This is a genomic window from Streptomyces sp. NPDC048172, from assembly GCF_043202595.1.
Taxonomy (GTDB): Bacteria; Actinomycetota; Actinomycetes; order Streptomycetales; family Streptomycetaceae; genus Streptomyces.
The window spans coordinates 63,144-80,618 of record NZ_JBIDAT010000003.1 but is presented as its reverse complement, the minus strand read 5'-3'; the positions used below and the strand labels follow the sequence as shown (position 1 = coordinate 80,618).

The 17,475-nt window shown below is 72.5% G+C and carries 19 protein-coding genes; 13 read left to right on the top strand and 6 right to left on the bottom strand.

All coding sequences use genetic code 11. From position 1 onward, the window contains the following. Window positions 1-11: 11 nt before the first annotated feature. Window positions 12-779 (top strand): SDR family NAD(P)-dependent oxidoreductase, encoded by a 768-nt coding sequence (locus ACGF3A_RS13905; protein ID WP_393729272.1) that lies wholly within the window; start codon window positions 12-14, stop codon window positions 777-779. Window positions 780-815: 36 nt separating this feature from the next. Here the strand turns inward: ACGF3A_RS13905 and ACGF3A_RS13900 are convergent, their stop codons facing one another. Beyond that, entirely contained in the window at window positions 816-1,493 is a 678-nt protein-coding gene (locus tag ACGF3A_RS13900; RefSeq protein WP_393729270.1) for a LuxR C-terminal-related transcriptional regulator, read from the bottom strand. A 173-nt stretch (window positions 1,494-1,666) separates the two neighbouring features. On the opposite strand from ACGF3A_RS13900, the gene ACGF3A_RS13895 reads away from it, so the two are divergent. The 7 genes from ACGF3A_RS13895 (at window position 1,667) to ACGF3A_RS13865 (ending at window position 8,524) form a co-directional block, all read left to right on the top strand. After that, window positions 1,667-1,918, top strand: a complete 252-nt coding sequence (locus ACGF3A_RS13895; RefSeq protein WP_393729268.1) for a hypothetical protein — start codon at window positions 1,667-1,669, stop codon at window positions 1,916-1,918. A 49-nt stretch (window positions 1,919-1,967) separates the two neighbouring features. After that, window positions 1,968-2,609, top strand: a complete 642-nt coding sequence (locus tag ACGF3A_RS13890) for a histidine phosphatase family protein (RefSeq protein WP_393729266.1) — start codon at window positions 1,968-1,970, stop codon at window positions 2,607-2,609. A gap of 39 nt (window positions 2,610-2,648) precedes the next feature. Beyond that, window positions 2,649-2,831: an acyl-CoA dehydrogenase family protein gene (locus ACGF3A_RS13885; protein WP_393730661.1), complete on the top strand. Its 183-nt coding sequence runs from the start codon at window positions 2,649-2,651 to the stop codon at window positions 2,829-2,831. Continuing rightward, entirely contained in the window at window positions 2,831-4,045 is a 1,215-nt protein-coding gene (locus ACGF3A_RS13880) for a CaiB/BaiF CoA transferase family protein (protein ID WP_393729265.1), read from the top strand. The genes ACGF3A_RS13885 and ACGF3A_RS13880 overlap by 1 nt, the downstream gene beginning before the upstream one ends. Before the next feature lie 41 nt (window positions 4,046-4,086). Beyond that, a complete protein-coding gene (locus ACGF3A_RS13875; RefSeq protein ID WP_393729263.1) occupies window positions 4,087-4,959 on the top strand; it encodes an SAM-dependent methyltransferase in 873 nt (290 codons plus the stop codon). 172 nt (window positions 4,960-5,131) lie between these two features. After that, entirely contained in the window at window positions 5,132-6,739 is a 1,608-nt protein-coding gene (locus tag ACGF3A_RS13870; RefSeq protein WP_393729261.1) for a hypothetical protein, read from the top strand. A 6-nt stretch (window positions 6,740-6,745) separates the two neighbouring features. Then, window positions 6,746-8,524, top strand: coding sequence for an alpha-amylase family glycosyl hydrolase (locus ACGF3A_RS13865; protein WP_393729258.1), 1,779 nt, complete (start codon window positions 6,746-6,748; stop codon window positions 8,522-8,524). Window positions 8,525-8,552: 28 nt separating this feature from the next. Here the strand turns inward: ACGF3A_RS13865 and ACGF3A_RS13860 are convergent, their stop codons facing one another. Continuing rightward, window positions 8,553-9,047 carry a DUF1772 domain-containing protein gene (locus tag ACGF3A_RS13860; RefSeq protein WP_393729256.1) on the bottom strand — a complete coding sequence of 165 codons (495 nt, stop codon included), beginning with the start codon at window positions 9,045-9,047 and terminating at the stop codon, window positions 8,553-8,555. Between the two features lie 173 nt (window positions 9,048-9,220). On the opposite strand from ACGF3A_RS13860, the gene ACGF3A_RS13855 reads away from it, so the two are divergent. Further along, on the top strand, window positions 9,221-10,525 hold the full coding sequence (locus tag ACGF3A_RS13855) for a GDSL-type esterase/lipase family protein (protein ID WP_393729254.1): 1,305 nt from the start codon (window positions 9,221-9,223) through the stop codon (window positions 10,523-10,525). Here ACGF3A_RS13855 and ACGF3A_RS13850 read toward each other — a convergent pair. Beyond that, entirely contained in the window at window positions 10,488-11,414 is a 927-nt protein-coding gene (locus ACGF3A_RS13850) for an NAD(P)H-binding protein (protein WP_393729252.1), read from the bottom strand. The two genes, ACGF3A_RS13855 and ACGF3A_RS13850, sit on opposite strands and share 38 nt — an antisense overlap. A 5-nt stretch (window positions 11,415-11,419) precedes the next feature. Next, a complete protein-coding gene (locus ACGF3A_RS13845) occupies window positions 11,420-12,517 on the bottom strand; it encodes a saccharopine dehydrogenase NADP-binding domain-containing protein (RefSeq protein ID WP_393729251.1) in 1,098 nt (365 codons plus the stop codon). 108 nt (window positions 12,518-12,625) lie between these two features. Here ACGF3A_RS13845 and ACGF3A_RS13840 point away from each other — a divergent pair, with 108 nt between their 5' ends. After that, window positions 12,626-13,231: a TetR/AcrR family transcriptional regulator gene (locus tag ACGF3A_RS13840; RefSeq protein ID WP_393729249.1), complete on the top strand. Its 606-nt coding sequence runs from the start codon at window positions 12,626-12,628 to the stop codon at window positions 13,229-13,231. A 9-nt stretch (window positions 13,232-13,240) separates the two neighbouring features. Here the strand turns inward: ACGF3A_RS13840 and ACGF3A_RS13835 are convergent, their stop codons facing one another. Together ACGF3A_RS13835 and ACGF3A_RS13830 are read right to left on the bottom strand one after the other, a co-directional pair. Next, window positions 13,241-13,864, bottom strand: a complete 624-nt coding sequence (locus ACGF3A_RS13835; RefSeq protein WP_393729247.1) for a hypothetical protein — start codon at window positions 13,862-13,864, stop codon at window positions 13,241-13,243. A gap of 371 nt (window positions 13,865-14,235) precedes the next feature. Beyond that, a complete protein-coding gene (locus tag ACGF3A_RS13830) occupies window positions 14,236-14,793 on the bottom strand; it encodes a sugar O-acetyltransferase (protein WP_393729245.1) in 558 nt (185 codons plus the stop codon). A 321-nt stretch (window positions 14,794-15,114) separates the two neighbouring features. Here ACGF3A_RS13830 and ACGF3A_RS13825 point away from each other — a divergent pair, with 321 nt between their 5' ends. The 3 genes from ACGF3A_RS13825 (at window position 15,115) to ACGF3A_RS13815 (ending at window position 17,289) form a co-directional block, all read left to right on the top strand. Beyond that, the gene (locus ACGF3A_RS13825) at window positions 15,115-16,425 is read left to right on the top strand and encodes a M48 family metalloprotease (RefSeq protein ID WP_393729243.1); all 1,311 of its coding nucleotides are present in this window, start codon (window positions 15,115-15,117) and stop codon (window positions 16,423-16,425) included. 106 nt (window positions 16,426-16,531) lie between these two features. Continuing rightward, a complete protein-coding gene (locus tag ACGF3A_RS13820) occupies window positions 16,532-17,002 on the top strand; it encodes a hypothetical protein (protein WP_393729241.1) in 471 nt (156 codons plus the stop codon). Beyond that, window positions 16,999-17,289, top strand: a complete 291-nt coding sequence (locus ACGF3A_RS13815) for a hypothetical protein (protein ID WP_393729239.1) — start codon at window positions 16,999-17,001, stop codon at window positions 17,287-17,289. Before ACGF3A_RS13820 ends, ACGF3A_RS13815 begins: the two co-directional genes overlap by 4 nt. Window positions 17,290-17,475 lie beyond the last annotated feature (186 nt).

Genomic DNA, 17,475 nt, shown 5'->3' with positions numbered 1-17,475 from the left:
CGGAGGAAGCCATGACCTCGCTCTTCGTCACCGGCGCCGGTTCCGGGATCGGGGCCGCCACCGCGCGCGCCGCGGCGCGGGACGGCTGGTTCGTCCACGCGGCCGACGCCGACGGGGACGCCGTCGCCGCGACGCTCGACGCCGTACGGGCGGTCGGCGGGGACGGCGCGGCCCATGTCCTGGACGTCACCGACGCCGAGGCTGTGGAGCGCACGTTCGCCGCCGTCGCGCACGGTCCAGGACCGCTGCGCGGCACGTTCACCGCCGCGGGCATCGACCTCGGGGGCCCGGCGCACGAGATGGACCCGGAGCGGTGGCGGCGCGTGCTGGAGGTCAACACGACGGGCACCTTCCTCGTCGTCCGGCAGGCGCTGCGGGCGATGATGCGGGGCGGAGGCGGGAGCGTCGTGCTGTGCGGCTCCCCCGCCGCACAGGTGGGGTTCGCCGCGGGCGGGGCCACGGCGTACGGCGCGTCCAAGGGCGCGGTCAGCTCGATGACGCGCACCCTCGCCGTCGACTACGCGTGCCACGGGATCCGGGTGAACGCGATCGTGCCCGGACCGACCGAGACGCCGCTGATGTGGGCGGGCGTACCGCCGGAGGAGGTCGAGCGGGCGCGCGAGCAGGTGGCGCGCGAGGTGCCGCTCGGCCGGATGGCGCGGCCCGAGGAGATCGCCGCCTCCGTCCTGTGGCTGCTGTCCGACGGGGCCTCCTACACCACGGGCTCGCTCCTCGGCTGCGACGGCGGGGTGCTGGCGAAGTCCTCGGTCAGCATCTGAGCCCGGGCGCCGCCGGGCGGGCAAGGTCCGGGCGGGTCATTCGATCAGGCCGAGTTTGATCGCGGTGACGACGGCGGCCGTGCGGTTGGCGGCGCCGAGTTTGAGGAGGACGCTGCTCACCAGGCGTTTCACGCCGTGCTCGGAAATGCGGAGGCCGCGCGCTATCTGTTTGTTGCTGAGTCCGGCGACGAGGTGCGTGAGCACCTCCTTCTCGCGCGCGGTGAGGCGGACGGCCTGGGCGTGGCTGAGGAGCCGCCGTCCGAGGTGGAGCGGCATCGGCATCTCGCCCGCGGCGAGCTGGCACAGGGCGCGGTCCAGCGCCCGTGCCGTCAGGTCCTCGCGGAGCAGGTAGCCGTCGGCGGCGGGGACGAGGGAGGGCCCGGCGCCGGGGCCGTCCACCGGGACGTCCGCCGGGACGTCGGCGGAGTCGAGGAGGACGAGCGTCCGGACCCCGGCGCGGCGCAGCGCGGCGGGGTCCGGAGCCGTGCCGGGTGCGCCGGAGAGGACGAGGATCTGGAAACGGCCGTCCGCCAGGGCCTCCCGCAGCGCGGCGGGGTCGGTGTACGACGCGGACTCGGCGACGGATCCGAGGCGCGGCAGCATCGCTTCCACCCCCAGCCGCAGCAGTTCGGTCTCGATGTGCACGGCGACGCGCAAGCGCGGCGCGTCGGCCCTGTCGGTCGTGCGGGCCCAGCCGGTCGTCGTGTCGGTCACGGAATCACCCGTCCCCTGCCGCTCGGAGTCGCTCCCGGGAGTGGTCCAGTCCACATCTGATGATCCCTCAGAGCGAGGCGCCTGGGAAGGAAGGGAACGCGGTGACCGGCGCGCTCAGTTGAGGTCCGAGCCGTACCGCTCGCTTGGGCCGCGACGTCGCGGAAGCTCGTGAGGTGGACGAGCGTGCAACCGCCGTCCGCACCAACCGCTACTCGGTCCCGACCCGTCTGATCGGCAAGCGGGTGCGAGTCGTCCTGCACGCCTCTCACCTGGTGGTTTACGACAGGAACGTCGAGGTGGCCCGCCACGAGAGGAGGCCGTCGCCATCGTCGACCGACTCACCTTCAACGGCACGAGCATCGAAACCGGCACCCGAGCCCGAGCCGAAGAACCCGCTTGATGGTGCTGAACTGTCTCTTCCATAGTTGCGGGCTTCAATCAGGCAGGACGCTACCTACAGGAGGGCACGCGCTCATGCGCACTCTTTACGTCGTCACCCATCCCGAGGCGACGCATCACGTCGAGGGAGTCGTCGGCGGATGGCATGACTCGCAGCTGACGCCCGCCGGCGTCCGTGCGGCGGTCTCCATCGCCCGGGCGCTGCGGGCCCAGATCCCGGACGGCGCCGAGGTGGAGCTGTTCTCCTCGGATCTGCTGCGCACCCTGCGGACGGCCGAGGAGGTATCCGAACTGTTCGGCGTGAAGCCGATCCTGGATCGCAGGCTGCGGGAGAAGTCCTACGGCGAGGCGGGGGGAAAACCGCAGGAGTGGCTGGACCGGCGCTTCGTCCCCCCGCCGGCTGTTGGGGAGCGAATGGAGCACGACGAGGGCGTGGAGGGTTCCGAGACGAAGGCTGCGTGGGCGCAGCGCATCTACGCGGCCATGGACGAGATCCTGCAGAACCCTTGCGCACACCAGATCATCGTGACGCACGGCGGCTCCCTGACCTTCGTCCTGGCGTCCTGGATCAAGATGCCGATCGAGTCGGCTGGCTATGCCAATTTCCGGGCCCCCTCCGGCAGCATCACCACGCTGCGCGAAGACGACTTCTTCCACAACCGCCAAGTGGTCAGCCTCGGTGACACCCGCCATCTCGACTCCGCCCAGGCCGGCTGACGTCATTTCTCGGGAACATTCCCGAGCTCGTCGACCTCCATCTGCTGTCCCAAGTGCCGTACAAACGCCGTACAGACGCATGGCGGAATGGGATACGCGAAGGAGTACCACGTGGAGCGCTACTTCCGGGAGTCGAGGCTGCTGCGGCTGGCCCCGATCAGCCAGGAGATGATCCTCGACTACGTGTCCACGCACGTCCTCGGCCTCCCGAGGTCCTCCTGATGAGCGGCCCGAGCGCGCTCAGCGGCCTGCGCGTCCTCGACCTCTCCCGGGTGCTCGCGGGCCCGTACTGCACGCAGATACTCGCGGACCACGGCGCCGAGGTGATCAAGGTCGAGCCCCCGGGCGGGGACGAGACGCGCGACTGGGGCCCGCCGTTCACGGGCGAGGGCGAGGGCGAGGCCCGTACGAGCGCGTACTTCCAGAACCTCAACCGCAACAAGAGGAACATCGTTCTCGACCTCGCGACGGACGAGGGCCGAGAGGTCCTCGGGACGCTGCTGCGGGACACGGACGTGCTCGTGGAGAACTTCAAGGCGGGTACCCTCGCCAGGTGGGGCTACCCGGACGGCGAACTACGCGCCCGCTTCCCCGCGCTGGTCCACTGCCGCGTCACCGGCTTCGGCACCGACGGGCCGATGGGCGGGCAGCCGGGGTACGACGCGGTGCTGCAGGCGTACGGCGGGCTGATGAGTGTCAACGGCGAGGCGGGCGGCGATCCGCTGCGCGTCGGGGTGCCCGTGGTGGACCTGGTCACCGGCATCCTCGCGTTCTCCGGGGTGCTGCTCGCGCTGCACGAGCGGAACGCCTCGGGGCTCGGCCAGCTCGTGGACTGCACCCTGCTCGACACGGTCGTCAGCCTGCTGCACCCGCACTCGGCGTCCTATCTCGCGGACGGGCGCGTCGCGCGGCCCGCCGGGTCGGCGCATCCGACGATCGCGCCGTACGACTCCTTCGAGGCGGCCGACGGGCCGCTCTTCATCGGGGTCGGCAACGACCGCCAGTTCGCCGCGTTCACCCGCGTCCTGGAGGTCCCGTCGCTCGCCGGGGAGCCGCGCTTCGCCACCAACCCCGACCGCGTACGCCACCAGGAGGCGCTGCGCGCGGAGCTGGCGCCGCGCGTGGCGGGGTGGAAACGCGCCGACCTCACCGCGCGCCTCGTCGCCGAGGGCATCCCCGCCTCCCCCGTCCACGACGTCTCCGAGGTGCTGACGGCCCCGCAGGTACGGCACCGGGGGCTCGTCGTCGAACAGGACGGCTACCGGGGCCTCGGCACGCCCGTCGCCCTCACCCGCACCCCCGGCGCGGCCCGTTCGGCGCCCCGCCCGGCGGGGGCCGACACCCGCGCGGTCCTCGCCGCCGCCGGGTACGACGACGGCTGGATCGAGGGGGCGCTCGCCTCGGGGGTGGTGCGGGAGGGCCCGCCGGGAACCTAGAGTCGGTGACGCCCCGTGACGCCCGCGACGAAGGGACAGCCATGGCCCCGACCGACCGCACGTCCGCGCCCTCGCCCGAAGAGATCGGCGCGATGTACGACGAGATGGGCGAGCTGCTGGAGATGACCCTCGGGTCCTCGGCCCTGCACGTCGGATGGTATGTGCCACCCGGCGACCACCGCCCGCTGTCCCTGCTGACCGACCTGGCCGACCTCGCGCAGGACCGGCAGACCGACTACCTCATCGGCGCCACGAAGCTGCCCGCCGACGGGCACCTGCTCGACATCGGCTGCGGCACCGGCGGCCCGGCCGTGAAGCTCGCCGCGCGCAGCGGCGGCCGGGTCACCGGCATCACCGTCAGCGGGACCCAGGTCGACAAGTGCCGCGCGCGGGCGTCGGACGCCGGTGTCACGGACCGCGTCACCTTCCAGTACGGCAACGCGATGGCGATGGACTTCTCCGACGCCGCGTTCGACGCGGCCTGGGCGATCGACTGCCTCGTCCACATGGGGGACCGCGCGGCGGCGCTCGGCGAGGCATACCGCGTGCTGCGGCCGGGCGGGCAGCTCCTGTGCACCGAGTTCACGATCATCGGTACACCCCCGGAGGAGCAGGTCTCGGCCTTCACCCAGCTCTGGAGCTCCGGTGTGCCGCGCAGGCTCCCCGAGGTGCTCGGCGAGGTCCAGGACGCCGGGTTCCGCACCGTGGAGGTCCTGGACATCACCTCCAACATGCGGCTGTCCGACGAGTTGATGGGCGTCCTGTTCGAGGACCGGCGCGGGGAGATCGAGAAGAGGTTCGGGGCCGAGACCACCGAGCGGGCCGGTGCGCTGATGGCGCCGTTCCGCGCGTTCTGCCAGGGACACCTGGAGTACCACCTGTTGAAGCTCCGCAAGCCGGAGCCGCCCGCGTAGCTGTCCTCGTAGCCTCCCGCGCGGCTGTCCTCGTAGCCGCCCGCCCGGCTGTCCGATGCGGCGTAGATCCCGCGTAGATCGCGCGTAGATAGTGCCCGCGAGACTGCCGTACGTGCCCGGACTCTGCTACGTCCTCTCTACAGGACGTTCCGGAATCCGGGGGGCGTGCCACATGAGCACAGTCGCGAGCGGCACGAGCGGCACGAGCGGCAGCGGCCCGCGGGCTCCGTACACCGACCCGACGCTGGGCGTCCCCGTCACGACCTCGTGGCGGGGCGCGCCCCGGCACCGGCTCGTCGCCGTCGGGGACTCGCTCACCGAGGGGTTCCAGAGCTGCGCCGTCTTCCACACGGATCTGTCGTACCCGGCGGTCATCGCCCATGAGCTGGGGTGGGCGGAGAGCTTCCGCTTCCCCAGGTACGACGGCTTCGGCGGGCTGCCGCTCAATCTGGAGCTGCTGCTGCGCGACCTGGAGGAGCGCTACGGCAAGAAGGTCGACTGGTGGGAGACGGCGCCCGCGCTCTTCCGCGCCCGCCGGTTCATGGACAGGGTCGAGGACTACTGGGAACGCGGCCCCGGCACCGCCGTGTCCGGCACCACCGCGATCCACCACAACCTCGCCGTGTTCGGCTGGGACCTGGGCGACGCGCTGGTGAAGTCCGCCGACGTGTGCCGCAAGAAGATCGCCGCGCCCCATGACGACCTGGTGCGGCAGATGGTGAGCGACGCGGGCGAGCGGGCGGCGCTCCGCGCCCTGCCGACCCGCCCCGCAGCCGCGGGCGCGCTCACCCAGCTCGGCGCCGCCGCGGCGCTGGGACGCGAGACCGGGAGCCGCGACGGGGCTCCCGGTCTCGGCCCGGAGGATCCCGATCCGGACCACGGCATCGAGACGCTGATCGTCTTCCTCGGCGCCAACAACGCGCTGTCGTCCGTCGTCAAGCTCCGCCTGGTGTGGAGCGGCGACGGCTACGACGACCCGCGCCGCAAGAACGCGTACACGGTGTGGCGGCCCGAGCACTTCACCGCCGAACTGGCCCAGGTGGCCGCGCGGGTGGGCGACATCCGCGCCCGGCACGTCGTGTGGTGCGCGGTGCCGCATGTGACGATCGCGCCCGTGGCGCGCGGCGTGCGGCACAAGATGGCCGACGGCTCGCGCTACTTCCCGTACTACACCCGCCCCTGGATCAGCGACTCCGACTTCGACGTGCGCCGCGACCCGCATCTCACGGGCGACCAGGCGCGGTCGATCGACACGGCCATCGACCAGTACAACGACGCGATCGCCGACGTCGTCCGCGCGGCCCGGCAATCCGGCCGCGACTGGTACCTGCTGGACACGGCGGGGCTGCTGGACCGGCTCGCCTCCCGCCGCTACGCCGAGGACGAGGAGGCCCGGCCCGACTGGTGGACGCCGTACGAGCTGCCGCCCGCGGTGGCCGCGCTCACGCCCGCCTTCACCTCGCACTTCCTGACGAGCGACGGCGACCGCCGGGCCGGCGGCGGCCTGTTCTCGCTGGACGGGGTGCACCCCACGACCGTGGGCTACGGGATCCTCGCGCAGGAGCTGATCAAGGTGATGCGGCTGGCCGGGGTCGAGTTCCGCACGCCGTTCGGCCAGGAGGTACGGCCCGACCCGGTCGAGGTCGACTTCGCGCGGCTGATCCGCCGCGACACCCTCATCAACCGCCCGCCGGGGAACGTCACCGCGGGCCTGCGCACCATCGGCTGGGCCGACGAGGCGCTGGACCTGGTGCACCGCACGCTGCTGTTCGGGCGGTGAGCGGCTGTGTCCCGGCGGGCGGGCATGGGCCCCGTCCCCTACGACGGCGGCGTCGCCTTCCGCGTCTGGGCGCCCCACGCCCGCGCCGTCGCCGTCACCGGCTCGTTCAGCGCCTGGCAACTGCCCGGCGTCCCGCTGGCGGCCGAGGAGGAGGGCCGGTGGGCGGCCGAGGTGCCGGGGGTCAAGCCGGGCGACGCGTACAAGTACGTGATCACGTCCGCCACGGGTGAGGAGCTGTGGCGGGCCGACCCCTACGCCGCGGCGATGACCGGCTCGGTGGGCGAATCCCTCGTCCCCGAGCGGGAGTTCGACTGGTCCGGGACGGAGAACTACCGCACGCCGGGCTGGGACGAGCTGGTGATCTACGAGATGCACGTGGGCACCTTCAACGACGAACCCGGCGGCGGCCCCGGGCGGTTCGCCGATGTGATCCCCCGGCTCCCCCACCTGGCGGGGCTCGGCGTGAACGCGATCGAACTGATGCCCGCCGCCGAGTTCCCCGGCGGCTTCTCGTGGGGGTACAACCCCTCGGCGCCGTTCGCCGTCGAGACCGATCTCGGCGGGCCGGTCGCGCTCAAGGAGCTGGTCCGCGAGGCCCACCGGCACGGCATCGCCGTCCTCCTCGACGTCGTCTACAACCACCTCGGCCCCCACGACCTGATCCTGTGGCGCTACGACGGCTGGCACGAGGGCGGGCACGGGGGCGGTGTCTACTTCTACGACGACGCGCGTGCCCGTACGCCCTGGGGCGACACCCGCCCCGACTACGGCCGCCCCGAGGTGCGCGCGTACCTCCGGGACAACGCGCTGCACTGGCTGGAGGAGTACCGCCTCGACGGCCTCCGCTGGGACGCCACCGCGTACATCCGGGACGCCGACGGCACGCCGCTGCCCGACGGCTGGAGCCTGATGCGCTGGATCAACGACGAGATCGACCGCCGTCAGCCCTGGAAGATCAGCATCGCCGAGGACCTGCGCGGCGATCCGCGCCTCACCGCACCGACGGGCGACGGAGGCGCTGGGTTCGACGCGCAGTGGGACGCGGCCTTCGTGCACCCGGTGCGGCGCGCGGTGACCGTGGCGGAGGACCGCGACCGCGACATGCGGGCCGTGCGCGCCGCGGTCGAGCACCGCCTCGCGGCGGACGCGCCGCGCCGCGTCGTCTACACCGAGTCCCACGACGAGGTCGCCAACGGGCGTGCCCGCGTCCCGGAGGAGATCTGGCCCGGCAGCGCGGACAGCTGGTTCGCGAAGAAACGCTCGACGCTGGGCGCGGCACTCGTCATGACCGTGCCGGGCGTCCCGATGCTCTTCCAGGGCCAGGAGTTCCTGGAGGACCGCTGGTTCGACGACCGGGACCCGCTCGACTGGACACGCGCGAGCCGCTTCCGCGGCATCGTCGACCTCTACCGCGACCTCATCGCCCTGCGCCGCGACCGGCACGGGACGACGGCGGGCCTGCGGGGCGACCACGTCTCGGTCTTCCACGTGAACGACACCGACAAGGTCCTCGCCTACCACCGCTGGCGGAACGGCGGCCGCCGGGACGACACCGTGGTCGTCGCGAACTTCGCGAACCGGGGGTACGCGCACTACTCCCTCGGGCTGCCGCGCGACGGCCTGTGGCGCGTGCGCCTCAACAGCGACTGGGAGGGCTACGACCCCTCGTTCGCCAGCCACCCGGCCCACGACGCCCAGGCCACCCCCGTCCCCCGCGACGGCCTCCCCTGCTCCGCCTCGCTCGCCCTGGGCCCGTATACGGCGGTGATCCTCTCCCAGGACTGAGCCCGCGCCCGGTCCGTCCGCGCCGCGCTCAGGCCGAGTGCCGGACCAGGGCCCAGGCCAGGGAGGCGAAGGCGGCGGTGTTGGCGGCCGTACGGAGGCCGTTCCAGCGGTTCCAGGTGTCCTCGAAGTCCGCGCGCAGTTCGGCGAGGCGGGAGGCGTCGTCGGGGAGGCCTCCCGCGACGAGGGCGTCGTTGAGGGGGACGTTGCCCGCGATGGTGATCGCCAGGACCGCCACGTAGAGCACCAGACCCGCCACGATCCACGGCACCGCCACGTGCCGGTCGCCGGCGAGGTGGAGGCCCCCGGCGGCGAGGATGAAGAGCAGGGAGCCCATGAAGAGCAGCATGAACCAGCCGTTGAGGATGGCGTCGTTGATCTTCTGCATGGTCTCCACGAACGTACGGTCCGACGCCCGCCGGAGTCCCGGCATCACCGCGAACGTGAACCCGTAGTACAGCCCCGCGCTCAGCCCCGTGGTGAGCGTGGCGGCCATCAGCGAAACGCTCTGCAGTGCCCGCAGCATACGGACCACTCCTCTGTCCTCTTCCGTTCTCCGCCAGGTACACCTCGTATTCAACGGGCGCCGGAGGCGCGGGCCCATGGCTCATGGGCTCAGCGGCATGTGTGAGCGTCTCGGTGGGCGGGGCAGCCTTCTACGGTCAGGCGCGTTCACTCATACGAACAGGAGTCATGTTGATGACTGCCCTGCGTGTGCCATACATACCGTCCCGCGCTCTCCGGATCGTCCTCCTGCTCCTCCCCCTCCTCCTGCTCGCCCCGCTCGCCGCGCAGCAGGCGCACGCCGGTCCGGCCGACCGTGCGCGCTGGGCCGGGGCCTGGGGGACGGGGATGACGCCGCCGGGGACGAGCGGGAGATCGGCCGAGGGCTTCGAGGACCGCACGCTGCGGATGGTGACGCACCTGTCGGCGGGCGGTTCGCAGGTGCGGCTGAGATTCTCCAACGTGTACGGCGAACGCCCGCTGGACCTCGGCTCCGTGAGCGTCGCACGGCGGGCCGGGGGCGCGGCGGCCGAGCCCGGGACCCGGCGCGGGGTGACGTTCGGCGGGGAGCGCGGCACGACCGTGCCCGTGGGCGCCGAGGCCGTCAGTGATCCGGTACGGCTGGACGTACGGGCCGACGCCGACCTCCTCGTCAGCGTCCATCTGCCGACCGCCACGGGCCCGGCGACCTGGCACCCGTGGGCGAAGCAGACCAGCTATGTGTCGGGGCCCGGGGACCACACGGGCGAGGACGGCGGGGAGGCGTTCGGGGAGCGGACGACCTCGTGGTTCTTCCTGGAGGGCGCCGACGTGCTCACCGGCCGCGCCGCGGGCACCGTGGTCGCCTTCGGCGACTCGCTCACCGAGGGCGGCGTGACCGCCGACGACGGCAACCGCCGCTGGCCGGATCTGCTCGCCCGCCGGATGCGCGCCGAACTCCCGCCGTCCCGCCGCCTGTCCGTCGTCAACACGGGCATCGGCGGCAACCGGCTGCTCACCGACGCGGGCCCGATCGGCGACGGGAACAGCAATCTGGGGCGGAGCGCCGAGTCCCGCTTCACGCGCGACGCGCTGACGCGGACGGGCGCGAGCGACGTCATCGTCTCGTTCGGCAACAACGACCTGGGGAGCAACGCGGGCACCCACCCCGGCGAGGAGCTGACCGCCGATCAGCTCGTCGCCGGGTTCGCGCGGCTCGCGAGCCGGGGCCGCGCGGCGGGGCTCGACGTCCATCTCGCGACGATCACGCCGAACGGCAAGCTCGACGCCCGCGCCGAGGGCATCCGCACCGAGGTCAACCGCTGGATACGGGCCCAGGACGGGCGCGGCGTCGCCGTCGTGGACTTCGACGCGGCCGTGCGCGACCCCGGGAACCCGCACCGGCTGCGCCCCTCCTACGACGGCGGGGACACCGTCCACCCCAACGACGCGGGCCTGCGCGCGATGGCCGAGGCCGTGGACCTCACCTCCCTGACGGGCTCCCCCCGGCCGTCCCGGTGAAGTCCCGCAGGGTGCGGGGCGGTTCGCCGCCGTAGCGCTCGATCGAGCCGGTCACCTCGTACAGCTCGTGGTGGGCGCCGATCGCGCGGAAGAGGTCCCACAGCTTGCTGAGGTGCTCGACGGTGTGGAGGTCGCCCCCGTAGAGGTCGAGGGCGCGCTTGCGCCAGTCGTCGGGCGGGACGTCGGTGTACGTCAGCGCCGCGCCCCGCCCCTCGGCGAAGGTCCGCGTGGCCTCGCCGATCGTCATGACCTGGCCGCACAGCAGCACGACGGGGTCGTCCGCGGGCAGTTCGGGCAGCGGGTCGGCCAGCATCCCCGCGCCGACCCGGGCCACGTCCGTGCCCGCGACGAGCGGCAGGACGGTGTCGGGGGCGCCGAGGGGCATCGCGAGTTCGCCGTGCTCCGCGGCCCGTACGAGGAAGTCGAGGTTCTCGAAGAAGACCCCGGCGCGCAGATGGACGGCGCCGATCCCGGCCCAGTCGAAGACCTGCTCGGAGACCCAGTGCAGCCGCATGCGCGGCGTTCCCGCGTGCGGGTCGGCGGCGAGCTGGGAGACCTCGACGACCCGTTCCAGTCCCTCCTGGCGCGCCGCGGCGGCGAACGTACCGGTGGCTTCGAGGAGTCCGTCGGTCACGGGGTAGGTGAAGTAGGCGCGGCGCACGCCGCGCAGCGCGGGGAGGACGTCGGTGATCTCGCGGAGGTCCCCCGCCACGACCTCGGCGCCGAGCGCGCGCAGGCCGTCGGCCCGCGCGTCGTCGGTGTGCACGAAGGCGCGTACGTCGTGGCCGCGCTCGCGAAGCAGGCGTACGACGTGCCGCCCCGTGGAGCCCTGCTGTCCGCCTCCGGCCCCGGTGACGAGGACCGGCCCTGTCTCCGCTGCTGCGGTCATGGCGGTCAGCTCCCTTCGGACGGGTCGGACGGGTCGGACTGGTCGGACTGGTCGGACGGCTCGGGGAGGTGCGCGTCGAAGAGCCCCTGGGCCTCCAGCGCGCGGAGGAACTCCCGTGCGGGGAACGCCTCGGCGGGCGCCAGGACCCCGGTCTTGACCGGCCCGGCGCCGTCGGCGATCCGGACGGCGGCCTCGACGGAGGCGACCGCGGCGACGCGCCACAGGTCGTGCCCCCGCAGATCGCCGGCACGGTTGCCGCCCTCGTAGATGGCCTGCGCGGCGATCATGAAGTCGCTGGCGGCGCGGTTCCCGTCGTCGAGGTCCTCGCTCTCGAAGACCTCCGGCTCCTCGAAGGTGGACGAGGTCAGCATCATGTCCACGTTCCGCGTCGGCACGTGCCGGGGCACGGTCAGCGGCTCGAAGGAGGGGAACGGGGTGAGCGTCGAGCGCGGGCCGAGCGGCGGCGGGAACGCGAACACCGCGTTGCGCGGCTCGACATAGCCCACGCTGAGCGCGCCGTCGGCGTACGTGAGGCGCTCGGTCTCGGCGAAGAGCTGCGCGGCGGTGTTCTTGGCGCCGGTGGTGAGCCGCCAGCCGAGCACGCCGTAGGCGAGGACGATCCGGTCCACCTCCGGGAGGCCGTCGGCGACGGCGGAGGCGAGGAGGTCGCCGAGCCCGCCGTAGAAGCTGACGCCGGGGACGAGGAGTGTCCCGGTGCGCTCGGCGGTGGCCTGGAGGGTGTCGAAGACGTGCTTGACGTGGTGGGGTTCGAGGGCGTGGTCGACGTAGTGGCAGCCCGCCTCGGCGGCAGCGGCGGCGACGGGCGCGCCGGTGCGGGAGAAGGGGCCCGCGCAGTGCACGAGGACGGCGGCGCTGTCCGCGAGCCGCCGGAGCGCCCCGGGGTCGTCGACGGCGGCGGTGTGCGTGCGGACGCTCGCGCCGCCCCTGGCCTCCCTGGCCTCCAGTTCGGCGGCTAAGGACGCGAGCGCGTCGGGGTCGCGGCCCGCGAGGATCATGTCCCGGCCCCGGGCCAGGAGTTCGTCGGCGACCAGGCGTCCCGTGTGTCCGTAGGCCCCGTAGATTGCGATGGCCGGTGCGGTCATGGTTCGCTCTCTTCCGTACTCCGAGTATGCAAGGTCGGGGCCGAAGTTACGTACCCCGGGTATGCCCGTCAAGAGGCCGCCCGTATCAAGGAGAGGTGCAGGATCACCATGGCCCGTACGCAGGCAGAGCGGTCGGGCGCGACCACGACGGCCCTGCTGACCGCCGCGCGCGAACTGTTCGGGCGCGACGGCTACGGGGCCACCTCCATCGACGCCGTCGCCTCCGCCGCCGGGGTCACCAAGGGCGCCGCCTACCACCACTTCCGGGGCAAGGCCGACCTCTTCCGCGCGGTGTTCGTCCGCGAGCAGGAGGAGATCACCGCCCGGCTGGAGGGCGTCGCGGCCGGGGCGCCCGACACCTGGACGGCGCTGGAGCGGGGCGCCCGCGCCTTCCTGGAGCACTGCCTCGACCCGACCTTCCGCCGCGTCGTCCTGCTCGACGGCCCGGCGGCGCTGGGCTGGGAGACCGTCCGCGAGATCGAGTACGCGCACATCCTGCGGGTGCTGTCCGACGCGATGCACGCCGCGCACGCGGACGGGCGCATGGCCGACGGAGACCTGGAGGCCCGCTGCCGCCTCGTCTTCGGCGCCCTCTGCGAGGCGGGCATGCTCCTGGCCCGCTCCCCCGACCCCGTACGCACCCTGCCCTCGCTCGCGGCGGAGGCCGGGCGGCTGCTGGGGGCGACGGCGACGGAGCGGCCGGCGACGGGATGAGCCGCCGACTCAGGAGGGGGCGGGGGTGAATCGCTCGTCGATGCCGGTGATCCAGAAGCACAGCTCCAAGGTCTTGAGCCGCGCCCAGTGCTGCGCCCTGCGCCCTTCCCGGACCGCCCCCACGGCACCGGCGACCGACAGCGCCGCGCAGACACCGGCGAGCACGGGCCGGTCGGTGGCCACCACCTCCACCAGGGCCGTCAGCAGCACCAGGAGCAGCGTCAGCGCCACGTTGCGCAGCATCAGCGACAGGCCCCGCAGCCGGAGGACCTCACCGGCCGTCTCCTTGTCGTGCTGCTCGGCCGCGGCCAGAAGCAGCGGCATGTCCGCACGGACGAAAGGGCGTTCCCGCGCCTCCGGCACCCTGGCCATGAACTCCTCCCGGGCCGCCTGCCCTCCTCCGTGCCACCGGGGGAAGGTCTTCTCCATGACCGCGCTCAGCGGGTGCGTGAGGTGCCCGAGCGCGTAACTCGCCCCGACCGCGCCGACGACCACGAGCGCGGCCGGGCCCGAGACCAGCTCGGCGGGGTCGGCCACGTCGAGCCGCGCGAGGACGTAGGCGGTCAGCGAGAGCTGGAGCGCTCCGGGTATCGCGTACGTGAACACGTCGAATATTCCGAAGGCGAAGGGCATGGTCTCTCCCGCGTGGTGGATGGCCGCCGGGGCGTCCCCGGCGTCCAGGTGAACGTGCCCGACCAGGCGGGGTTTCCTCAATGGGGCCGCAGGGGCAGCGGCGCGTCGGCGACGCGGAGCAGATCGCCCTTCCCGGGCTGTCGCGAACGGCGCCGCCCGGATTCCGGGGAACGGTGCTCGCAGCGGGGCGGACACGCACAGGCGATGTCCCACACGATATCGGTGGGATTTGCAGCCACATTCATGACTTCCCCGATGCCATGATGCACGGCGCACGGATTAACCGGCCCCACGAATTCGTTCCGCATGATGTGCGGGTCCGCGGGGGCCGGTAAGCCGTTTTCAAGCCATTTGGTTGAACAGGATCCTTCTCATCCGAGTTCGCGGATGACGCGTGCCGGATTTCCGACCGCGAGGACTCCGGCGGGGAGGTCCTTGGTGACGACGGAGCCCGCGCCGACGACCGTGTCGTCGCCGATCGTCACGCCGGGGCAGACGATGACTCCGCCGCCCAGCCAGACGTTGGAGCCGATGGTGACCGGCTCGCCCTTCTCCCAGCCCTCGCGGCGCCGGTCGTGGTCCAGCTCGTGGGTGGGCGTGAGGAGTTGGACGTTCGGGCCGATCTGGGTGTGGGCGCCGACGGTGATCGGCGCGGTGTCGAGGAAGACGCCGCCGAAGTTGACGAAGACGCCGTCGCCGAGGGTGATGTACGTGCCGAAGTCGCACTGGAACGGCGCGCGGACGCGGACCCCTTCGCCGAGCGAGCCGATCAGCTCGCCCAGAACCTTCTCGCGCTCGGCGGCCTGCCGCACGCCCGTCGCGTTGTACCGCTCGCACAGTTCCCTGCCGCGGACCGACTCGGCACCGAGCTCTTCGTCGTCGGGGAGATACCAGTCCCCCGCCAGCATCCGCTCCTTGTTCTCTCCCACGAACCGCCCCTCCGTCCCCTGGACTTCACTGTCGTGGACGACCTTATGCCAGGGCCGTCCGGCCCCTGGCGCGGGGGACGTTCCCGTGCGCGGACATCACCTCTCACATTCCCGCTCAACGAGAAAAGAAAAGGACCTGCTGAGGCATATGTTTTCCCTTCCGGCGCCTTCCGGTAGCACCGGTTCCGCACGTTAATGAATGCCATCACGGAAAGAAGGGGGCGGGAAATGGTACGACAGTGCGAATCGGCTCACTGCAGTGGTGCGGATTCGGAAATCAACGAGATCTGCACACTCGAAGGCTGGCCCGTCAATCACCCGGTGCTCACCCGGGACAGCATCGGACCGTGTTACTGCTCGTGCTCCTGCCTCGCCTTCGGCACGCTGGTCGAGGACGGGAGCGGGGGGTTCAAGGCGATCGAGACCTACGCCGTGGGCGACCAGGTGATGGCCTCCGGCACGGGCCTCGACTGGGCGCCGCAGCCCGTCGTGTTCAGCGGCGGCACGACCGGCGCCTCGCGCCAGAAGTTCACCGTCCTGGTGCTGTACGGGGAGACGGCGCTCGCGGTCACCAGCGACCACCTCTTCCTGCTCGCCGGTGACGAGCACACGCTCAAGCGCGCCGACCGGCTGACCCCCGACGACGTGCTGGTCTCCCCCTCCGGGCACGCGGTGAGCGTACGGGCCGTGCACATCGGCGACTACCTGGCGGGCTTCCACCACGTCGCCGCCGCCAGCAAGGAGCCGCCGGGCGACGACCTCGACAGGCATCTCCTCAACACCAACGGCGTGGTGAGCGCCGACTACGTCGTGCAGATCGTGGCCCGCCGCTCCGACGTGGCCGGGTTCAGCGTCAAGCAGCACGAGGACATGCCGGTCGTGGGCTCGCAGGAGTACGTCGAGCGCTTCGGCAGGGCCTGCCTCCAGGTGCCGGACCTCCCGGCCGCCGTCACCGCCACCGGGGACGCCCCGGCGATCCGGACCTCGAACTACGACGCCTCCGACCTGGACCTGACCCGGCACACCTTCGTACCCGCCGAGGCCACCATGGTCAGCGTGCCGGAGGACGCGTGCGGCTTCCTCTCGCCCGAGGAGGCCGAGGCCAAGCGGCGCTCGCCCAAGCGGGCGTTCAACCACCCCCTGGCGCGCGAGTGGAGCGAGGCGCTGATCCAGCAGCACAAGGTCTTCTACCCGGACGTGACGTACCACCTCGACTGGGCCAGCGACGAGGTCAACGCGTACGCCTGGGTCGAGAACGGGGTGCGGCACGTGGCCCTCAAGGGCGGCCTGGTCCGCGACCAGGACCTGGAGCTGGAGGGCATCGCGCTGGTGCTCGCGCACGAGCTGGCGCACCACTACGGCGGTACGCCGACGTTCCCCGGCGGCCTGTCCTGCGAGGGCCAGGCGGACTACCGGGGCGTACGCAACATCATGCGGAAGGTGTGGTTCGGGGACGCGTACATCCAGACGACGGACGCGGCCATCGCGCAGATGGCCAACTTCTTCGGCGTGCCCGACGACCCGCACCCGCCGGGCGGCACCGCGGGCTGCGGGCACCCGCCGGGCGCCTGCCGCGTCGCGACGTACCACGCGGCCGTCGCACTGAGCGGCAAGCCGGCCTGCGCGGCGTGACCCGCTGACCGAGGGGCGGCCGTCGCGGGTCCTCATCCACCCACGCCCCCGCGGCGGCCGCCCGTACGCCCGTACACCCGTACGCCCAGCCACCAGGGAGAACGCCGTGACCGACACTCCGTACGACCGCCGTACGCTCGCCGAGGAGCTGGGCGTCCCGGTCTCGCGCGTCACCGACGCCGTGCTCGCCGAGATCGCCCGCGACCCGATGTTCCCGCACCACCTGGAGCTGTGCCGGGACGACCCGGGCATGCTGGACCTGCTGCTCGGCCCGTACGAGCACGCCGACGAGGGCACGCCCGGCAACGCCGAGCTGCTCGGCCGCGCGGGCGCCGCGCTCGCCCGCTGGGCCGCGTCCGGCTTCGGCCGGGTGCCGCAGGAGACGTACCAGGGGCGCCTCGCGGCCTGCCGGGGCTGCGACCAGCTGAAGGCCCCGCCCGACAGGGCCCTCTACCGTCTGATGGGGGGCGGGGACGGCAGGACCGTGTGCGGGATGTGCGGCTGCGACGTACGGCGCAAGGCGGCGCTGGCCAGCGAGAGCTGCCCTGCCGGACGCTGGGAGGCGAGCGGCGTATGACCACCGGGCCGCGTGCCGTCGAAACGCCGGTCCGCGTCGTCGACAACGGCGTGCGCAGCTTCGTCCCGCCCACCTTCTGCTTCGAGCTGTGGGACGCGGCGGGCAACCACGTGGCGACCGTCTCGCGGGTCGTGATGTCCGACCCGGACGACCGCGAGCTGGCCGATTTCGACGCGGTCGCCACGCTGGGCGAGACCCGGTTCCTGGGCCGGATCGACCCGTACGACGCGGGCCCGGACGCGCGTGGACAGGGCGCCCGCTTCACCGTGACGGCCCGGGTCACGTAGCCGGTCACGGGAACGGTCACGTGAAGGAAATCTTCCGGAAACTCTTGACGCCGCCGTTCGCGCGTCCTTAACTTCTGCTCGTACTTCTCGCTACGGAAGTTGTCGTAGCTCAAGGCAGGCACAGACACAGACCACCTGTCGGTGGCTCTGCTGTGTCTGCTTTTTTCACGTCGTGCCACCGGACAG